At 42.7% G+C, this 20,008-nt stretch carries 14 protein-coding genes and 3 tRNA genes; all 17 read left to right on the plus strand.

What is annotated here, in order from left to right:
* Positions 1-361: 361 nt before the first annotated feature.
* The 17 genes from A3GI_RS0102285 (at position 362) to rpoC (ending at position 19,884) form a co-directional block, all read left to right on the plus strand.
* On the plus strand, positions 362-1,741 hold the full coding sequence (locus tag A3GI_RS0102285; protein WP_018359865.1) for a tryptophanase: 1,380 nt from the start codon (positions 362-364) through the stop codon (positions 1,739-1,741).
* 201 nt (positions 1,742-1,942) lie between these two features.
* The gene (locus tag A3GI_RS0102290; RefSeq protein ID WP_018359866.1) at positions 1,943-2,881 is read left to right on the plus strand and encodes a DMT family transporter; all 939 of its coding nucleotides are present in this window, start codon (positions 1,943-1,945) and stop codon (positions 2,879-2,881) included.
* Positions 2,882-2,999: 118 nt separating this feature from the next.
* A complete protein-coding gene (gene rpsU / locus A3GI_RS0102295; protein ID WP_018359867.1) occupies positions 3,000-3,194 on the plus strand; it encodes a 30S ribosomal protein S21 in 195 nt (64 codons plus the stop codon).
* 290 nt (positions 3,195-3,484) lie between these two features.
* Positions 3,485-4,708, plus strand: a complete 1,224-nt coding sequence (gene hpf / locus A3GI_RS0102305) for a ribosome hibernation-promoting factor, HPF/YfiA family (RefSeq protein ID WP_244861529.1) — start codon at positions 3,485-3,487, stop codon at positions 4,706-4,708.
* Between the two features lie 327 nt (positions 4,709-5,035).
* The gene (locus tag A3GI_RS11110; protein WP_026215880.1) at positions 5,036-6,670 is read left to right on the plus strand and encodes a PL29 family lyase N-terminal domain-containing protein; all 1,635 of its coding nucleotides are present in this window, start codon (positions 5,036-5,038) and stop codon (positions 6,668-6,670) included.
* Positions 6,671-6,962: 292 nt separating this feature from the next.
* Positions 6,963-7,045, plus strand: a tRNA-Tyr gene (locus tag A3GI_RS0102320).
* 19 nt (positions 7,046-7,064) lie between these two features.
* Positions 7,065-7,136, plus strand: a tRNA-Thr gene (locus tag A3GI_RS0102325).
* A gap of 55 nt (positions 7,137-7,191) precedes the next feature.
* Positions 7,192-8,379, plus strand: a complete 1,188-nt coding sequence (gene tuf, locus A3GI_RS0102330) for an elongation factor Tu (protein WP_018359871.1) — start codon at positions 7,192-7,194, stop codon at positions 8,377-8,379.
* Between the two features lie 58 nt (positions 8,380-8,437).
* A tRNA-Trp gene (locus A3GI_RS0102335) sits at positions 8,438-8,513 on the plus strand.
* Between the two features lie 14 nt (positions 8,514-8,527).
* Positions 8,528-8,731: a preprotein translocase subunit SecE gene (gene secE / locus A3GI_RS11950; RefSeq protein ID WP_025079316.1), complete on the plus strand. Its 204-nt coding sequence runs from the start codon at positions 8,528-8,530 to the stop codon at positions 8,729-8,731.
* Positions 8,732-8,742: 11 nt separating this feature from the next.
* Complete coding sequence (nusG, locus tag A3GI_RS0102345) at positions 8,743-9,282, plus strand: transcription termination/antitermination protein NusG (RefSeq protein ID WP_018359872.1); 540 nt, start codon at positions 8,743-8,745, stop codon at positions 9,280-9,282.
* A gap of 68 nt (positions 9,283-9,350) precedes the next feature.
* Positions 9,351-9,791, plus strand: coding sequence for a 50S ribosomal protein L11 (gene rplK / locus A3GI_RS0102350; RefSeq protein ID WP_018359873.1), 441 nt, complete (start codon positions 9,351-9,353; stop codon positions 9,789-9,791).
* Between the two features lie 14 nt (positions 9,792-9,805).
* Positions 9,806-10,501 (plus strand): 50S ribosomal protein L1, encoded by a 696-nt coding sequence (gene rplA, locus A3GI_RS0102355; RefSeq protein WP_018359874.1) that lies wholly within the window; start codon positions 9,806-9,808, stop codon positions 10,499-10,501.
* Between the two features lie 21 nt (positions 10,502-10,522).
* The gene (rplJ, locus tag A3GI_RS0102360) at positions 10,523-11,047 is read left to right on the plus strand and encodes a 50S ribosomal protein L10 (protein ID WP_018359875.1); all 525 of its coding nucleotides are present in this window, start codon (positions 10,523-10,525) and stop codon (positions 11,045-11,047) included.
* 41 nt (positions 11,048-11,088) lie between these two features.
* On the plus strand, positions 11,089-11,466 hold the full coding sequence (rplL, locus tag A3GI_RS0102365; protein ID WP_018359876.1) for a 50S ribosomal protein L7/L12: 378 nt from the start codon (positions 11,089-11,091) through the stop codon (positions 11,464-11,466).
* A 111-nt stretch (positions 11,467-11,577) separates the two neighbouring features.
* A complete protein-coding gene (gene rpoB / locus A3GI_RS0102370; RefSeq protein WP_018359877.1) occupies positions 11,578-15,387 on the plus strand; it encodes a DNA-directed RNA polymerase subunit beta in 3,810 nt (1,269 codons plus the stop codon).
* 162 nt (positions 15,388-15,549) lie between these two features.
* Positions 15,550-19,884, plus strand: coding sequence for a DNA-directed RNA polymerase subunit beta' (rpoC, locus tag A3GI_RS0102375; RefSeq protein ID WP_018359878.1), 4,335 nt, complete (start codon positions 15,550-15,552; stop codon positions 19,882-19,884).
* Positions 19,885-20,008: the final 124 nt, after the last annotated feature.

A 20,008-nucleotide genomic window follows, 5' to 3' on the forward strand; every position in this document is an offset into this window, starting at 1 on the left:
TTAAGGCCTATAAGGCTTTAGTAATTTCTACTATTGTAGATTGAAGAAGCTTGTATTAATTGATAAGGAGCCTATAAGGCTTCAGTAATTTCTACTATTGTAGATAAAAACGGCTTGTTTAGCTAAATGAAAAGCCTATAAGGCTTTAGTAATTTCTGCTATTATTGGGAAGATGCAGTAGAAAAGTATAATGATGGTTTTTATTCAAAAGCTATCATTATATTTGTTTAAATCTATCGGTTTGAGTATTGTATATAACCATGGGAAACGATAGAATATATCGCGAAATTTTTCTTTTGAGAAAATAGAAAGATTGTTAGTGTGATTTTCAATAATATTTTAAATCTAAAAAAGTATAGACATGGAACTGCCCTTTTCAGAATCCTACCGCATTAAAATGGTAGAGCCGATCCGAAAAAGTACACGTCAGGAACGTGAGCAATGGATCAAAGAAGCCAAGTATAATCTTTTTATGTTGAAGAGTGATCATGTGTTTATCGATTTGCTTACCGACTCCGGCACGGGAGCCATGAGCGACAAACAGTGGTCTGAGTTGATATTGGGAGATGAAAGCTATGCCGGTGCACGCTCTTATTATAAGATGAAAGCTGCCATCAAAGACATATTGGGGTTTGATTATTTTCTGCCTACCCATCAGGGACGTGCAGCAGAAAATGTGCTCTTTTCTACGATTGTGAAAGAGGGTGATGTACTGCCTGGCAATTCTCACTTCGATACGACGAAGGGACATATAGAATATCGCAGGGCGTTTGCTCCGGACTGTACCATCGACGCAGCTGCTGATACCCAATTGCAGTTACCGTTTAAGGGAGAGATGGATTTGGATAAACTGGAAAAAGTGTTGCGTGAAACTCCTCATGAAAAGATTCCTTGTGTAGTGTTGACCATCACGAATAATACTGCCGGCGGTCAGCCTGTTTCCATGAAGAATATCCGGGATGTTTCTGCCCTGTGTCGCAAGTATGATGTGAAGTTGTTGCTTGACTCTGCGCGTTTTGCGGAAAATGCTTACTTTATCAAAACTCGTGAGGAAGGTTATGCCGATAAAACCATTAAGGAAATTGTTAAAGAAATCTATTCTTATGCGGATATCATGACCATGTCCAGTAAGAAAGATGCCATTGTTAATATGGGTGGTTTTGTGGCTTTCAAAGATGAGGAACTTTGGAAAAAATGCCAGATGTTTTGCGTCATGAATGAAGGCTTTATTACTTATGGAGGTATGAGCGGGCGAGATATGAATGCATTGGCACAAGGATTGGATGAAGGAACCGAGTTCGATACGCTGGAAACCCGGATTAAACAGGTTGAGTATTTGGGTAAAAAGTTGGATGAGTACGGTATCCCTTATCAGCGTCCTGCCGGCGGTCATGCTATTTTTGTGGATGCAAAGCAGATTCTTACCCGTGTGCCCAAAGAGGAGTTTATCGCTCAAACTTTAGGTGTAGAGCTTTACCTCGAAGCGGGTATTCGCGGAGTGGAGATTGGTTCTATTTTGGCAGATCGTGATCCGGTAACCCGTGAGAATCGCTATCCGAGACTCGAATTGTTGCGTTTGGCTATCCCCCGTCGTACTTATACGAACAATCATATGGATGTGATAGCGGCAGCATTGAAGAATGTGTACGACCGTAGAGAGAGTATAACCCGCGGTTATAAGATTACTTATGAAGCACCTGTGATGCGCCACTTTACGGTGGAGTTGGAGAAATTAGGATAAGATTTTTCCTTGTTTTCGATCGATTAAAGGAAGCTGCCTCGACGATAAAAGTCGCAGGGCAGCTTTCTGTATATTTTGATTTTCTATGTTGTCCATATATAATATATGCCGGTAGATGGTGAAGGAGGTCTTTGATGGTATTTGTTAAGGATGACTTTGACTATCTTTGTGCCGCATAATTTGAATGTATAGATTGGAAAGATGAAGAAATATGTAGGTCACATTTCGCTTTTTTGTGCTTCGTTTATCTGGGGAGTAAATGCCCCGTTGACTAAAAATACGGTAGCGGCTTTCGATGCCGTGGGGAGTATGAATAACGCAGTGGACCCGCTTACCCACTCGTTGATGCGGTGGGGTGGTGCGATGGTCTTTTTCTGGATTTTGTCTTTTTTTACTCCGCGTGAGAAGGTTCGGAAAAAAGACTGGCCTAAAATCTTTTGGGCTGCGATGTTTGCTGTGGTCTGCAACCAGTCGGGTGCAGTGTTCGGATTGCTCAATGCTTCGCCTGTCAATATCAGTCTTATATCCAGCATGGCTCCTATTCTGACCATGATACTGGCTGCTTTTGTGTTGCATGAACCTCTTACGGGTAAGAAGATTTTTGGGGTTTCGTTAGGTGCATTGGGGGCTGTTATCCTCGTTTTTGCCGGTAGAGCCGGTAGTGCTGCATCGGGTTCGATGTTCGGTGATTTTATGGGATTTATTGCTATGCTCTCGTTTGTGCTTTATCTAACGCTGTTTAGCGATATCATTGAAAGATATTCTCCCGTCACATTGATGAAATGGCTTTTTACTTTTAGTTTTATAGTAGGTTTGCCGGTATGTTTACCTTTTGCCGTTGAGATAAATTACGGTTCGCTGACTGTGTCGTTCTGGTGGCAAATGCTTTTTGTGGTTTTCGGAGCCACTTTCCTTGCTTATTTCTTGATGCCCGTTGGTCAGAAAGTACTGCGACCAACGGTGGTGAGTATGTATAATTATGTGCAGCCCATTGTAGCTACTCTGCTTGCGCTGATGATGGGTATGGAGCAGTTTAACGTGTTAAAACTTTTTGCCACATTACTCATCTTTGTGGGTGTTTATTTTGTAATTAAATCTAAGAGTCGGGCCGAGGTGCTTCAGGAGCATGGGTTGGAATAAAGCAGATGACTTTGGTTTTGATTATAAAAAAATAATCTATAAATTTGCAGTCCGATTGGCAGATAATGCCTCATAATGAATAGAATAAGTTATAATCAATAAATAAGGAGACAAAATTATGATCGTAGTTCCATTGAAAGAGGGCGAAAACATCGAAAGAGCTCTGAAGAGATTTAAGCGTAAGTTTGAACGTACGGGTGCCGTTCGCGAACTTCGTGCACGTCAAGCTTTCACAAAGCCTTCAGTAGCAAAGCGCAAGCAGATGGAAAAAGCCATCTACGTGAATCATCTGCGCCAGCAGGAAGAAATGTAGAAGACGTTGCCGTATTCCTTTTTAGGGAATAATTCGTGCAAATGCCCTTTTGGCTATAGCCCTTTTGAGGCGGAAAATGTACTATTTACGTTACATTGTTGAGAATTCTGCCGGAGCGTACAGATTATATCCCATATTGAATGTCCCGAATATCAATCTTTTGGTGTTCGGGACATTTGTTTACAACCTTTTTTATTAACTTGAAATTGTTAAGTGGCTTTCCCAAGGTACGCCGATGTGCCAAGGGGCAGATGAGTTGAAATTTATCTGTTTTTAATGAAGAAATAGGGATGATGGAGAAAACGTTGCTAAATCGTTTTATTCAATATATGCGGTATGAGCAGAATCGTTCTGAGGCGACTTTGGTGGCTTATGCTACGGATTTGGAGGCTTATGTTGCATTTGCCAGAAAACAGGTGGGCGAGGACTTTGAGCCCGGAGAGAGAGATGTGGATTTGGTGCGCGGGTGGATGTTGAATATGCTTGATCAAGGGCAAAAAGCCACGAGCGTAAACCGGCGTCTTAGTGCTGTTAAGGCATTTTATCGCTATTTGCATAGATGCGGTTGTGTTGCGATGAACCCGGTAGCCGAACTTCGGGGGCCGAAGAAAGAGAAGCCATTGCCTGCGTATGTGTCTCAGAGAGATATGTTGCGTCTTTTGGATGAGCCGTTGGAAGATGAAGAAGACTTTGTGCAGGTTCGTGATCGCCTTATGGTGGAGATGCTGTATGAGACCGGTATGCGACGGGCAGAATTGTCGGGTTTGCAAGACCTTGATGTGGATGTAGCCGGACGCTGTTTGAAGGTGTTGGGGAAAGGAGATAAAGAACGGATCATTCCATTTGGAGAAAGGTTATCCGGAATGATAAAAAAATGGCGTATTATTCGAGACAAAAAAGTTGGTAATCCGAAATTTTTCTTTGTATCTTTGAAAGGCAGGCCTATGAAAGCTGAAGAGGTTTATCCTGTGGTTTATCGGTTTTTGCAGGGCGTACCTAATCTGTCGCGACGCGGTCCGCATACGTTGAGGCATTCTTTTGCTACCGACTTGCTTAATGAAGGAGCGGATTTGATGGCAATAAAGGAATTGTTGGGCCATGAGCGTATATCGACTACGGTGCAATATACCCATACCACTTTCAGACAACTGCAAATGATGTATAACGCTCATCCCAGAGCACAAAAGTCAACGACCATGGAAGTAAGAATTCAAGCAATTCATTTCGATGCTACTCAGCAACTCGAAGGATTTATTACGAAGAAAGTTTCAAAATTGGATCAATTCGCTGATGATATACAGGCTGCCGATGTAATCCTTAAGGTGTTAAAGCCGGAGACAGCCAATAATAAAGAAGCGTCTGTGCGTTTGCATGTAAAGGGATATGATTTTTTTGCCGAAAAAGTATCCGATAGTTTTGAGGCTGCCGTGGATGCTACAGTGGAAGCTTTACGCAGGCAGATACGCAAGCGTAAAGATGCAAGAGACAAAGAAATTAGAAGAAGTGGGGAATAAAAGCGGTAAAATAAATAATAAAAACGGAAAAATCCTTTGTGTCATATCTCATATTTCTGAGCTTTTAGTATAGTGTAGTAGTCACGAGTATTTTACTCGTGACTCAATGTGTTTTATTGAGCCTTGTCAATTTTCGATTTTTGGGGTATCGAACACGTTTTTAAGGCTCGTCTTTCTCTGAGCGAATAAACCTGCATTGTGCCTATCTGCCGCGGTTGGGATGTAGTTTTTAGTTAATAAAGATTCGCTTGCCTTATCAAATTTTGGCTTAGGATTTTGACAGAGGATTATTCTTATTTTTTTCATTAACCTTTAAAATTTTATCTGATGGTAAAGAAGCTTTTTATGATTTTGTTATTACCGGCGCTTTTATTGACCGGTTGTACAAATCTGGATGATGTTAACCGAAGACTGGACGAACATGAAGGGCGCTTGAATGCCTTGGAGAAGTTGACCAAGACGGCGAACGATGACATTAAACAACTCAAAGGTTTAGTGGATGCTCTGAATCAAAAGAAATCCATTACGTCTTATTCCGAACTGCCCGATGGAAGCGGATATGAGTTGGTGATGAGCGATGGTTCCAAGATTACCCTGAAAAACGGTAGAGATGGGGAAAAACCCATTGTTGGTGTAAAGAAAGATGCTGATGGCATACTCTACTGGACGATTAACGGGGAATTTATGCTGGATGCTAACGGCAAAAAGATTAAAGCCGAAGGTCAGGATGGAGTTACTCCTAAAATGCGTGTCGATGCTGAAGGATATTGGGAAACCAGCCTGGACGGCGGAAAAACCTGGCAGCGAGTTTTGGATAAAGATGGAAACCCTGTGCGTGCCAAAGGCACTGATGCCACAGTGGATCTGAATATTACAGAAACGGAAGATGCTATTATTATCACATATAAAGGACAGACGTTTACTATTTATAAAGGTGAGGTAAAAGTTACGGCAGTAGAGGTTAATCCTGTTCAAAAAACTTTGGCTAAAGGACAGACTTTTGTGATTAAAGCCACAGTAAAACCCAGTGTTGCTCCTCAAGATGTTACCTGGTCTTCTTCTGATGATAAAATTGCAACTGTCGATAAAACCGGAAAAGTTACTGCTGTGACTGTAGGTGTAGTCGATATTACGGCAAAAGCCGGAGACAAGACAGCCGTATGTAAGGTTACAGTGGTAGAGAAACTTGCGAAGCCCAACCTCTCTATCGAATATGTGGCAGAGCAAAATCTTCAGGGTGCGGTTGATAAATTGACTTTTGCTGCATCTCCTTTTGATTATGGTTGGTATTATGTATGGTCAGATGCCACTACCATGAAAATGCCCGCGGGTTATCACTTGCCTTCTCAGCAAGAGTGGCGCGGTGTTGTTCCATCTGCAGGCGCAGTCTTTTTTGGAAAAGAAAAGAAAGAAGCGTTGAACCTGATTGAAAGTATTAAAGTAGGGGCGGATTTCAACACTTATGCAGCGGATTATTTGAACCCGGGGGCAAAGAATGCCGGAGAAGGAATAACTTATGCTATTCGCTTTAAGAAAACAGATAAAACCGAAGAGGGTGCTCCTGCAGCTCAAACGAATGAAATGTTATCTGCATGGCGTTATGAATATGCAGTTATTCCTGATGGTAAACCTAATGCAGGAAATAGGGTCTTCAAGATTACCGTGCGTTATTTGGGTGAAGCCGGAAGCGCAACGACGCTGGAGCAAATAGCCAAAGAAGATTGGTGGAAAAATAATGCGACAGAGGATATTGTTCGCTATTTCCCCTGTGCCGGGTTTGGTGAGAAAACGGCAGAAACAGGATCTACTTTGGTAGGAACCTTTGGTATTCAGTGGTCTTCCACGTCTATTAATGAAACGAATGCACGCAGTATGCGTGCCAATAAGGACAGTGCAGTTTCTACCGGCAACAGTCCGAAGAGACTGGCATTTGTTGTAAGGCCTTTTGCGGATCAGTTGTGAAGAATTAGCGAGATCGCTGCTCTTGTGATCTTTGTAATTTGATAAAATCACATCGGTGCTGTTGCCCTTAATTATACAACAGTGCCGGTGTGATTTTTACTCTTTATGAGAATTTATGCATATTTACGATTGTTTTTAATGTAACAAAACAGCGTTTGAGTGAGAAATCTTGTGTTATAAATTGGTGATAATGTTTGGTGATAATTAAAAAGTCGCTATATTTGCACCCGATTACTCACTTTGTGAATTTTGGGAGGATTTGATCAGTCCGAAGCGCATGTGGTTAGTAAAGGGGCAGTTACCAGAGTGGCCAAATGGGGCTGACTGTAACTCAGCTGGCTTACGCCTTCGGTGGTTCGAATCCATCACTGCCCACTTTTCTTTAGATCAAATTGCCAATGTAGCTCAGCGGTAGAGCACTTCCTTGGTAAGGAAGAGGTCCCGGGTTCAAGTCCCGGCATCGGCTCTGATCGAAGTCTGAGAATAATTAAGCAAAGAACTTACTTAAAGAATAAAAGGTTATGGCAAAAGAACATTTTAACAGAACTAAGCCGCACGTAAACATCGGTACCATCGGTCACGTTGACCACGGTAAAACCACTCTTACTGCGGCTATTACAACCGTTTTAGCAAAAAAAGGTCTTTCTGAACTTCGTTCATTCGATTCAATTGACAATGCTCCCGAAGAAAAAGAGCGTGGTATTACGATTAACACCTCTCACGTTGAGTATGAAACGGCTAATCGTCACTATGCACACGTTGACTGTCCGGGCCACGCCGACTATGTAAAGAACATGGTTACCGGTGCTGCTCAGATGGACGGTGCTATCATCGTGGTGGCTGCTACCGACGGTCCTATGCCTCAGACTCGTGAGCACATCTTGTTGGCTCGTCAGGTTAACGTTCCCCGTTTGGTTGTGTTTATGAACAAATGTGATATCGTTGATGACGAGGAGATGTTGGAGCTTGTCGAGATGGATATGCGCGAACTTCTCGAGTTCTATAACTTTGATGGCGATAATACTCCGATCATCCGTGGTTCTGCTCTCGGTGCTCTTAACGGAGATGCTAAATGGGAAGACAAGATTATGGAGTTGATGGATGCTGTGGATACATGGATCCCTCTGCCTGAACGCGATGTGGATAAACCTTTCTTGATGCCTGTGGAAGATGTGTTCTCAATTACAGGTCGTGGTACTGTTGCTACAGGCCGTATTGAAACCGGTATCGTGAAAGTTGGTGATGAAGTTCAAATTATCGGTCTTGGCGCTGAAGGTATGAAGAGCGTTGTGACGGGTGTTGAGATGTTCCGTAAGCTTCTCGATGAGGGTCAGGCTGGTGATAACGTTGGTCTGTTGCTTCGCGGTATCGACAAGGATCAAATCAAACGCGGTATGGTTTTGGCTCACCCGGGTCAGGTTAAACCTCACAAACACTTCAAAGCCGAGGTTTATATCTTGAAGAAAGAAGAAGGCGGTCGTCATACTCCATTCCATAATAAATATCGTCCTCAATTCTATATCCGTACATTGGACGTAACCGGTGAAATTACTCTTCCTGAAGGAACGGAGATGGTAATGCCCGGTGACAATGTGACCATTGATGTGGAGTTGATTTATCCGGTAGCATGTAATGTTGGTCTCCGTTTCGCTATTCGTGAAGGTGGTCGTACGGTAGGTGCCGGTCAGATTACGGCTTTGGAAGATTAATTGTTTTGACTTATAATATAGCTGAGCTTGGTTATCATCGATCATGCTCAGCTATAATACGGGTTTAGCTCAGTTGGTAGAGCACTGGTCTCCAAAACCAGGTGTCGGGAGTTCGAGTCTCTCAACCCGTGCCAAATACTTTCAAAAAATGAGTTTTTTTAATAAAATAGGGATCAAATTAAAAGATTCTTATAACGAGTTGGTAAACAAAGTTACTTGGCCTACTCGTTCGGAGTTGTCTAACAGCGCAATAGTAGTGATGATCGCTTCCATTATCATTGCTCTGTTTGTGTTTGTTGTTGACTTTGCTTTTAGCGAAGTTATGAATCTCGTCTACCGGGTTGTAATTTAAAACCGAAAGGTATGCAAGACGCAGAAAAGAAATTTTATGTTCTCCGTGCCATCAGTGGTAAGGAGAATAAAGTGCGTGAATATCTCGAGATGGAAAAAAAGAACTCGGATCTTGGACGTTATGTGGGTAGAATCATTATTCCTACTGAAAAGGTCGTTACTCAACGTAATGGCAAGAAAGTGATCAAAGAACGCAACTATATGCCAGGTTATATTCTGGTGGAGGCGGCTTTGGTTGGGGATGTTGCTTTTATACTGCGTAATACTCCTGATGTTTTAGGTTTTTTGGGAAAAGGTGAGCCCGAGCCGCTTCGACCGAGTGAGGTTGACCGGATTTTGGGTAAAGCTGACCAAATGGCTGATGCTGAAGGAGAATATGAGGTTTCTTATATGGTGGGTGAAACAGTGAAAGTTACCGACGGTGCTTTCAGTGGGTTTGAGGCTGCCGTAGAAGAGGTGAACTCCGAGAAAAAGAGACTGAAAGTAATGGTGAAGATTTTCGGAAGAAAAACTCCGCTGGAATTGAGCTTTGCTCAGGTGACTAAAGAATGATGCGTTTGTTACGGAGCGTAGCGGTTTTTAAGTTGCTAATTTTGTGTTTATAATTTAATTTTTGAACAATGGCTAAAGAAGTTGCTGGACAAATAAAATTGCAAATTAAAGGAGGTGCAGCAAACCCATCTCCCCCCGTTGGCCCTGCATTGGGAGCCAAAGGTGTGAATATTATGGAGTTTTGCAAGCAATTCAATGCCAGAACTCAAGACAAAGCCGGAAAAGTATTGCCCGTTGTGGTGACTTATTATTCCGACAAGTCTTTTGACTTCATAGTGAAAACTCCTCCCGTGGCAGTTCAACTGATTGAGGCGACTAAGGCGAAGAAAGGTTCGAATGAACCGAACAGACGTAAGGTTGCTGAAATAACATGGGATCAAGTTCGTACTATTGCCGAAGATAAACTGCAAGACCTCAACTGTTTTACAGTAGAAGCTGCTATGAAGATGGTAGCAGGTACTGCCCGCAGTATGGGGATAACGGTTAAAGGGGATTTTCCCGGAAATTAAACTTCAATTAGAAAATGGGTAAACTGACAAAAAATCAAAAGTTAGCATCTGAAAAGATTGAAGCCGGGAAGGAATATACTCTTAGTGAAGCGGCTAAATTGGTTAAGGAAATTACTACAACCAAATTCGACGCTTCTGTGGACTTGGATGTTCGCTTGGGTATTGATCCCCGTAAATCGAATCAGATGGTTCGTGGTGTGGTAACATTACCTCACGGAACCGGTAAGCAGGTTCGGGTTCTGGCTCTATGTACTCCGGATAAGGAGGAAGAAGCAAAACAAGCCGGTGCTGATTACGTAGGTTTGGATGAATATATTGAAAAAATCAAGGGTGGCTGGACCGAAGTTGATGTCATTATCACGATGCCGGCTATCATGGGCAAAATTGGTGCGCTCGGACGTGTTTTGGGACCCAGAGGCTTGATGCCGAACCCCAAAAGCGGAACGGTAACCAATGATGTCGCTTCTGCTGTAAAGGAGGTTAAGGCCGGTAAGATTGATTTTAAGGTTGATAAAACCGGTATTATTCACTCTTCTATCGGTAAGGTCTCATTTGCGGCTGATCAGATTCGTGACAATGCTCGTGAGTTTATTTCTCACTTGATTAAGCTGAAGCCTTCGGCTGCTAAAGGCACCTATATTAAAAGTATTTATCTTTCAAGCACCATGAGTTTGGGCATTAAGGTAGATCCTAAGTCTGTAGAAGAATAATCAAACGAAAGGAACTAAGTAATGAGAAAGGAAGATAAAAGTACTGTATTGGAAGTTTTACAGGGATATATTCAACAGTATCCTCACTTCTATTTGACGGATATAGAGGGCCTTAATGCTGAAAAAACGACGGCATTGAGACGTCAATGTAATAAAAGCGGAGTTAAATTGGTTGTAGTTAAGAATACGCTTATGCGTGCTGCTCTTTCTGCTTCTGATGTTGATTTTGCCGAACTCTATGGTTCTCTTAAAGGAAATACGGCTGTTATGTTTTCTGAATCGGCCAATGCACCTGCAAAGCTGATTAAAGAATTCACAAAAGATACTAAAGGTGAGGGTAAACCCTATCTTAAGGCTGCTTATGCACAAGAAGGTATCTATGTTGGTCGTGAGCATTTAGATTACTTGATTGCTATCAAGTCTAAAGAAGAACTTATTGGAGATGTTATTGCTTTGCTGCAATCACCTGCAAAGAATGTAGTCTCTTCTCTTCAGTCTGCAGGTCAGACTATCCACGGTGTGTTGAAAACCTTGGAAGAAAGATAATTCAACTTTTTTTGTAAAATAATTTTTAATACATAAATAAAATGGCAGATATAAAAGCTATTGCTGAAGAATTGGTAAACCTAACCGTTAAAGAGGTTAGTGAACTGGCAACTATCCTTAAAGAAGAATATGGCATTGAACCCGCAGCTGCTGCTGTTGCTGTTGCCGCCGGTCCTGTTGCTGCCGGAGGTGCTGCTGAAGAAGAAAAAACATCTTTTGATGTTGTTTTGAAGAGCGCCGGTGCTGCTAAACTGCAAGTAGTTAAAGCTGTTAAAGAACACTGCGGTCTTGGTTTGAAAGAAGCTAAGGATTTGGTAGATGCTGCTCCTTCTAATGTTAAGGAAGGTGTTGATAAGGCTACTGCTGAAGCTCTGAAGAAAGCTCTTGAAGAAGCAGGAGCAGAAGTAGAGCTTAAGTAAATTGTGCTTACACCTGATTTTCAGGTATTTATGGTTAAGAATCCCCGTGAAGGGGAGTCTTAACCATTTCGTGTCTATAATTCCCCAAGCAAACTATACTCCTGAATTTACATGGCTCAACTGCAAAAAAAACAGAGAATAAATTTCGCTTCAGTAAAGAATCCGTTGCAATTTCCGGACTTTCTTGAAGTACAACTAAAGTCTTTCAGTGACTTTTTTCAATTAGACACTCCTCCGGAAAGAAGAAAAAAGGAGGGATTATATAAAGTGTTTGCTGAAAATTTTCCCATTACAGATACCCGAAATAATTTTGTTCTTGAGTTTCTGGACTATTATGTAGATCCGCCCAAATACACTATTGAGGAATGTTTAAGTCGTGGTCTTACTTATAGTGTGCCTCTCAAAGCAAAGTTGAAACTGTATTGCACAGATCCCGATCATGAGGATTTTGATACGGTTATACAGGATGTTTACTTGGGGCCGATCCCTTATATGACCGAATCCGGTACTTTTGTAATCAATGGTGCCGAGCGTGTAGTTGTATCTCAGTTACATCGTTCTCCGGGGGTATTCTTTGGGCAGACTTTACATACTAACCGAACAATGTTGTATTCGGCGCGTATTATCCCCTTCAAAGGTTCTTGGATTGAATTTGCTACGGACATTAATAATGCCATGTATGCGTATATTGACCGTAAGAAAAAGTTGCCAGTAACCACACTTTTGAGGGCTATCGGTTATGAGTCTGACAAGCAAATTTTAGAACTTTTCAATCTGTGTGAAGAGGTTAAAGCTAATAAAGCGACTTTGAAAAAGCATCTCGGCCAAAAAATAGCTGCTCGTATTGTCAATACTTACTTCGATGATCTGAGTGATGAGGATACCGGAGAAGTGGTAAGTATGGAACGTACGGTTATTCTGGTTGAGCGTGAAGTAGAACTGACGGAGGATGTAATTGATACGATTATCGAATCCGGTGTTAAAACCGTGATTTTGCATAAAGATGACCCCACTACGTCTGAATATGCCTTGATTTTTAACACATTACAAAAAGACCCATGTAATTCCGAGCACGATGCCCTGAATTATATCTATCGATTGTTGCGTAACTCCGACCCTGCAGATGACAACAGTGCACGGGAGGTAATCACCAATCTCTTTTTCTCTGATAAACGTTATGATTTGGGCGATGTCGGTCGATACAGACTTAATAAAAAATTAAATCTGGACATTGATCCGGATAATCGTGTGTTGACTAATGAAGATATTATTGAAATTATTAAATATCTGATTCAATTAGTTAACTCCAAAGCTGTGGTGGATGATATAGACCACTTGTCTAATCGCCGTGTACGAACAGTGGGTGAGCAGCTTTATAATCAATTTGGTGTAGGTTTGGCCCGTATGGCCCGTACAGTACGGGATCGTATGAACGTTCGTGATAATGAGGTGTTTACTCCGGTAGATTTGGTGAATGCCAAAACGATTTCTTCCGTGGTGAATACTTTCTTCGGAACGAATGCTCTTTCTCAATTCATGGATCAAACAAATCCTCTGGCTGAGATTACTCACAAACGACGTTTGTCCGCTTTGGGCCCCGGAGGATTGAGTCGTGAGCGTGCCGGTTTTGAAGTGCGTGACGTTCACTATACGCACTATGGTCGTTTATGTCCTATTGAAACACCTGAAGGTCCGAACATCGGTTTGATTTCGTCTTTATGTGTTTATGCCAAGATTAATGATCTTGGATTCATTACCACTCCTTATCGTAAGGTAAACAATGGTGTGGTTGATTATTCGGAGAAAGGACTGGAATACTATACTGCCGAAGAAGAGGAGGATAAGATTGTCGCTCAGGGTAATGCTGTCGTAGATGATAACGGTCATTTTGTATATGAACGTATTAAATCTCGTTTTGAATCGGACTTCCCTGTGGTTGAGCCTGAGAAAGTGGATTTGATAGACGTTTCTCCTTCTCAAATTGCTTCTATTGCTGCAGCGCTTATTCCTTTCTTGGAACATGATGATGCCAACCGTGCATTGATGGGATCGAACATGATGCGCCAGGCCGTTCCTCTGATTAAACCGGAGGCTCCTATCGTAGGAACAGGTATTGAAGGTAAACTTATTCAAGATTCACGTACTCAAGTAGTGGCTGAGCGTGAAGGCGATGTTGTATTTGTTGATGCTACTACTATTAAGATTAAATATCTGCGTTCCGAGGAAGAAGAGTTCGTAAGTTTTGATGATCCTGTTACAACTTATGAGTTACCCAAGTTCCGCAAAACGAATCAAAGCACAACAATAGATTTGCGTCCTATCTGTCATGCCGGAGATCATGTGATGCCGGGACAGATCCTGACTGAAGGTTATTCTACTGAGAATGGAGAGTTGGCTTTGGGACGGAATGTGCTGGTTGCATATATGCCCTGGAAAGGATATAACTATGAGGATGCTGTCGTGTTGAACGAACGTATGGTGCGTGAAGATTTTTACACTTCTGTTCACGTGGATGAGTATTCTTTGGAAGTACGTGAAACAAAACGCGGTATCGAAGAATTGACGAAGGATATTCCTAACGTGAGTGATGATGCCACAAAAGATTTGGATGCAAACGGTATCGTACGTATAGGTGCTCACATTGTGCCCGGAGATATTCTTATTGGCAAGATAACGCCTAAAGGCGAATCGGATCCTACTCCAGAAGAAAAATTACTTCGTGCAATTTTTGGTGATAAAGCCGGTGATGTGAAAGATGCTTCGCTTAAGGCTACACCTTCCTTGAAGGGGGTTGTTGTGGATACTAAATTATTCTCTAAAGCTTCTCGTAAGAAAGGACGCGGTGAAACAAAAGAAATTGTTGAGCGTTTGGATGCTGAATATGCAGCAAGGGAGAATAATCTCAAGGAAAAACTGGTTGATAAATTAATGACTTTGACAGAAGGCAAAACATGTAAAAGCGTCAAAGACTATCTGAACAAAGATATTATCAAGCCCGGCAGCAAATTTATTCGATCGGAGTTAAAGGGGTTGCATTTTGATGAAATTCAATTGAGCGATTGGACCGATAACGAAAAGACGAACGAGTTGATTAAAGCCGTAAGCCTGAATTATATAAGAAAATCTAAAGAAAATGATGCCGAATTGCGCCGTCGTAAATTGGATGAAACCGTAGGTGATGAATTGCCTGCCGGTATAGTCCAATTGGCCAAGGTCTATATTGCCAAGAAACGGAAGATTCAGGTTGGCGATAAAATGGCCGGCCGCCATGGTAATAAAGGTATTGTGTCAAAGATTGTGCGCCAGGAGGACATGCCTTTCCTTGAAGATGGTACTCCGGTTGATATTTGTCTTAACCCGCTTGGCGTACCCTCCCGTATGAACCTCGGACAGATTTTCGAAGCCGTTTTGGGTTGGTCCGGAAGGAAATTAGGGGTGAAGTTTGCTACTCCTATTTTTGACGGAGCGACCTTGGATCACATGAATGAATGGACAGATAAGGCCGGGTTGGCCCGTAATGGTAAAACTTATCTCTATGACGGTGGTACCGGTGAGAGATTCGATCAACCTGCCACTGTGGGAGTCACCTACTTTTTGAAGTTGGGACACATGGTAGATGATAAGATGCACGCCCGTTCCATTGGCCCATATTCATTGATTACCCAACAACCTTTGGGTGGTAAGGCTCAGTTCGGTGGTCAGCGTTTTGGAGAGATGGAGGTTTGGGCCTTGGAGGCATTCGGGGCTTCTCACATTCTTCAGGAGATACTTACCATTAAGTCTGATGACGTGGCCGGACGCTCTAAAGCTTATGAGGCAATTGTTAAAGGTGATCCTATGCCCACTCCGGGTATTCCTGAGTCACTTAATGTATTGCTCAATGAGCTTAAGGGCTTGGGTTTAAGTTTTACACTTGACTAATTGCTCTTTGACAGGTCTTAGGTTGGAATAGTTGCTTTATATGGGAGCAACTTTCCGGCTATAATAGCCAAATCTGGCTATTGAAGACTTTACAAAAGAAATCAACTCTTCTTTTGGTCTGTAAAGACCCCAACAATTAAAATCCTTTATTGATAGAGACATATGGCTTTTAAAAAAGACAATAAGATTAAGAGTAACTTCTCGCGTATTCGTATTTCTTTAGCATCGCCCGAAGAGATATTGGAGAATTCGCACGGAGAGGTGCTTAAGCCTGAAACTATTAACTACAGAACTTACAAGCCTGAGCGTGACGGACTGTTTTGTGAGCGCATATTCGGCCCTGTAAAAGATTTTGAGTGCCATTGCGGAAAGTATAAACGTATTCGTTATCGTGGTATTGTTTGTGACCGTTGTGGTGTGGAAGTTACCGAAAAGAAAGTGCGTCGTGAGCGTATGGGGCATATTATGCTTGAAGTTCCTGTTGCACATATATGGTATTTTCGTTCTTTACCCAATAAAATCGGTTATTTATTGGGAATACCTTCAAAGAAGTTGGATAGCATTATTTATTATGAGCGTTATGTTGTTATTCAACCGGGTATCATGTCGGAAGAAGTCGGTTATAAAGATACTTTGACAGAGGAAGAATATACCGAGTTAATGGATCGCGTAGATCGTGAGCATCCGGATAATTATCGCTTGGAAGATAGTGACCCTAATAAGTTTATCTGTAAAACCGGAGCTGAAGCTATATATGAACTGCTCTCTCGTGTAGATCTTGATAGTTTAAGTTATGAGTTGCGTGACAAGGCCAATACGGACACTTCCATGCAGCGTAAGAACGAAGCCCTGAAACGTTTGCAAGTGGTGGAAAGTTTCCGTGCTTCTAAGGGTATTAACCGTCCCGAATGGATGATAATGAAGGTTATCCCTGTTATTCCGCCCGATTTACGGCCTTTGGTTCCTTTGGACGGCGGTCGTTTTGCTACTTCCGACCTCAATGATCTTTATCGTCGGGTTATTATCCGTAATAATCGTCTGAAAAGAATGATTGAGATCAAGGCTCCTGAAGTGATTTTGCGTAACGAAAAACGTATGCTTCAAGAGGCTGTAGACTCTCTTTTCGACAATTCAAGAAAGAGCAGTGCCGTTCGGTCGGATAATAACCGCCCGTTAAAATCTTTGTCCGACAGCTTGAAAGGTAAGCAAGGCCGTTTCCGCCAGAATTTGCTCGGTAAACGTGTTGACTACTCTGCCCGTTCGGTTATTGTGGTAGGTCCTGAATTGAACATGCACGAGTGCGGTTTGCCCAAAGATATGGCAGCCGAGTTATATAAACCGTTCGTTATTCGCAAATTGATCGAGCGCGGTATTGTGAAAACGGTTAAAAGTGCCAAAAAAATTGTAGACCGTCGGGATCCTGTCATTTGGGATATTCTCGAGCATGTAATGAAAGGACACCCTGTTTTGCTCAACCGTGCTCCTACATTGCACCGTTTGGGTATTCAAGCTTTCCAGCCTAAATTGATCGAAGGAAAAGCTATCCAGCTTCATCCTCTGGCATGTACTGCGTTTAACGCCGACTTTGACGGTGACCAGATGGCTGTTCACTTGCCTCTTGGTAATGAAGCCATATTAGAAGCTCAGATGCTCATGCTGGCATCGCACAATATTTTGAATCCTGCCAATGGCGCTCCTATTACGGTGCCTTCTCAGGATATGGTGTTGGGGCTGTACTATATTACGAAAATGCGTCCCGGTGCTCTCGGTTCCGGCCTTGTTTTCTATGGTAACGAAGAAGCGACCATTGCATATAATGAAGGCAAAGTGGATATTCATGCTCCTATTAAGGTGTATGTGGATGACATTCAGGACGGGCAACCCGTTCATCATATGATCGAAACTTCTGTGGGACGTCTGATGGTCAATGAGCATGTTCCTGCCGAAGTAGGTTACGTTAATGAAACTTTAGGCAAGAAAGCTCTGCGCGAAATCATCGGTAAGGTTATCAAAGCCTGTGGTGTAGCCCGTACAGCTCATTTCCTTGATGATATCAAGAATTTGGGATACTATATGGCCTTCAAGGGAGGTTTGTCTTTCAATTTGGGTGACGTTTTGATTCCTGAGGAAAAAGAAGTTTTGATTCAGGAAGGTTATGCAGAGGTTGAACAAATCATGCAAAACTACAGCATGGGTTTCATTACCAATAACGAACGTTACAATCAGATTATTGATACCTGGACACATATTAACAGCCGTCTTTCCAATATTTTGATGAAACATCTGGCGGAGGACAACCAAGGGTTTAACTCTGTTTTCATGATGATGGATTCCGGTGCCCGTGGATCTAAGGAACAGATCCGCCAGCTTTCCGGTATGCGTGGTCTTATGGCCAAGCCTCAAAAGAGCGGTGCCGAAGGGGGGCAGATTATCGAGAACCCTATTCTTTCCAACTTCAAGGAGGGGCTTTCGGTACTGGAGTACTTTATCTCTACTCACGGTGCCCGTAAAGGTCTTGCGGATACAGCTCTAAAGACGGCTGACGCCGGTTATTTGACACGTCGTTTGGTAGACGTTTCCCATGATGTTATCGTTACAGAAGAGGATTGCGGTACATTACGCGGTTTGGTATGTACGGAACTCAAGGAAAATGAAGATGTTATTGCTACGCTTTATGAACGAATCCTGGGACGTGTTTCCGTGCACGATATTATTCACCCGAGTACCGGTGAAATTATTGTACGTGCAGGAGAAGAGATCCGTGAGGAACAGGCTCAGATTATCGAAGAATCTCCGATCGAACAGGTTGAGATACGTTCCGTACTGACTTGTGAATCCAAGAAAGGCGTTTGCGCCAAATGTTACGGACGTAATCTGGCTACAAACCGTATGGTGCAGAACGGAGAGGTTGTGGGGGTTATTGCCGCACAATCGATTGGTGAGCCGGGTACGCAGCTGACTTTGCGTACATTCCACGTGGGAGGTATCGCTTCGAACGTTGCCACGGAGAACAGTATGTATGCAAAATTCGATGGCGTTCTGACTTTTGAAGAGTTACGCACGGTACATACAGATGCCAAACAAGACAATGAAAAGAAAACTCATCAGGTAGTTGTCAGCCGTATGGCCGAAGTTCGTATCATTGATTCGAACACCAAGATGATTCTTGCTCAGCACAATATTCCTTACGGAGCCAACTTGTATTTTAGTGAAGGCGATAAGGTCAAAAAGGGAGATGTTCTCTTCCAATGGGACCCCTTCAACGCTGTTATTGTCAGTGAAGTTAGCGGTAAAGTTAACTTCGAGAATATGACGGAAGGTGTTACCTATAAGGTCGAATCGGACGAAACCACCGGTCTTAAAGAAAAGATTATCATCGAGTCTAAAGATAAGACTATGGCTCCGGGTATTCATGTGGTTGATGCCAAAGGCAATTCTTTGAAGAATTATAACTTGCCGTTAGGTGCGCATGTCATGAATAATCAGGACGATGCCGTTAAAGTTGGCGATGTTCTTGTTAAGATTCCTCGTACCGTAAGCAAAGCCGGTGACATTACCGGAGGTTTGCCCCGTGTAACCGAATTGTTTGAAGCTCGTAATCCATCTAATCCTGCCGTTGTTGCAGAGGTTGACGGTACTGTGGAGTTCGGTAAACTCAAGCGTGGTAACCGCGAAATCAGCATTGTACCGAAATTGGGAGAACCTAAGAAGTATCTCGTACCTCTTTCCAAACAGCTTTTGGTGCAGGAAGGCGACTTTGTACGTTCCGGTACTCCTTTGTCCGACGGTGCCATTACTCCGGGAGATATCCTTGCTATTAAAGGTCCGACGGCCGTACAGGAGTATATCGTAAACGAGGTGCAGGACGTTTATCGCTTGCAGGGTGTGAAGATCAATGACAAGCACTTTGAGGTTATTGTTCGTCAGATGATGCGTAAGGTAGAAATCATCGATCCGGGGGATACTTTGTTCCTTGAGCAGCAGGTAGTTGACAAGCTCGATGTCATGGAGGAGAACGATCGCATCTGGGGTAAAAAGGTTGTTACCAATCCGGGTGATTCGGAAAACCTCAAAGCCGGTCAGATTGTAACCCTGAGAAAACTGCGCGATGAAAACAGTATGCTCAAGCGTCGCGACCTGAAACCGGTTGAAGCTCGTGATGCCAGACCTGCGACTGCCAATCAGATTTTGCAGGGTATTACCCGTGCTGCATTGCAGACAAAGAGCTTTATGTCTGCAGCATCTTTCCAGGAGACAACGAAAGTGTTGAACGAGGCAGCTATCAATGCCAAAGATGATACACTCGAAGGTCTTAAAGAGAATGTAATCTGCGGTCACCTCATTCCGGCCGGTACCGGTTTGCGCGAATATCAAAAATTGGTAGTAATGCCGATGGAAGACTACAGGGCTGCGGTAGATGCAAAAAAGAAAATGGTCGGAGACGAACTCTTATCCCAAGCTTTGGTGACAGAGGAAGTCGAAAAGGAAAATCAATAGTTCATTACGAATATTAAGATCAAGAGGGTGTATCAGAAAAGAAGTGATACATCCTCTTTCTTTTTGCTCAATTTAACTGTGGCAGCAACACGTTTAGCTTTTTACTATCTTAGTATGTTCTAAT

This window comes from Porphyromonas macacae DSM 20710 = JCM 13914 (genome assembly GCF_000379945.1).
Classification (GTDB): Bacteria; Bacteroidota; Bacteroidia; order Bacteroidales; family Porphyromonadaceae; genus Porphyromonas; species Porphyromonas macacae.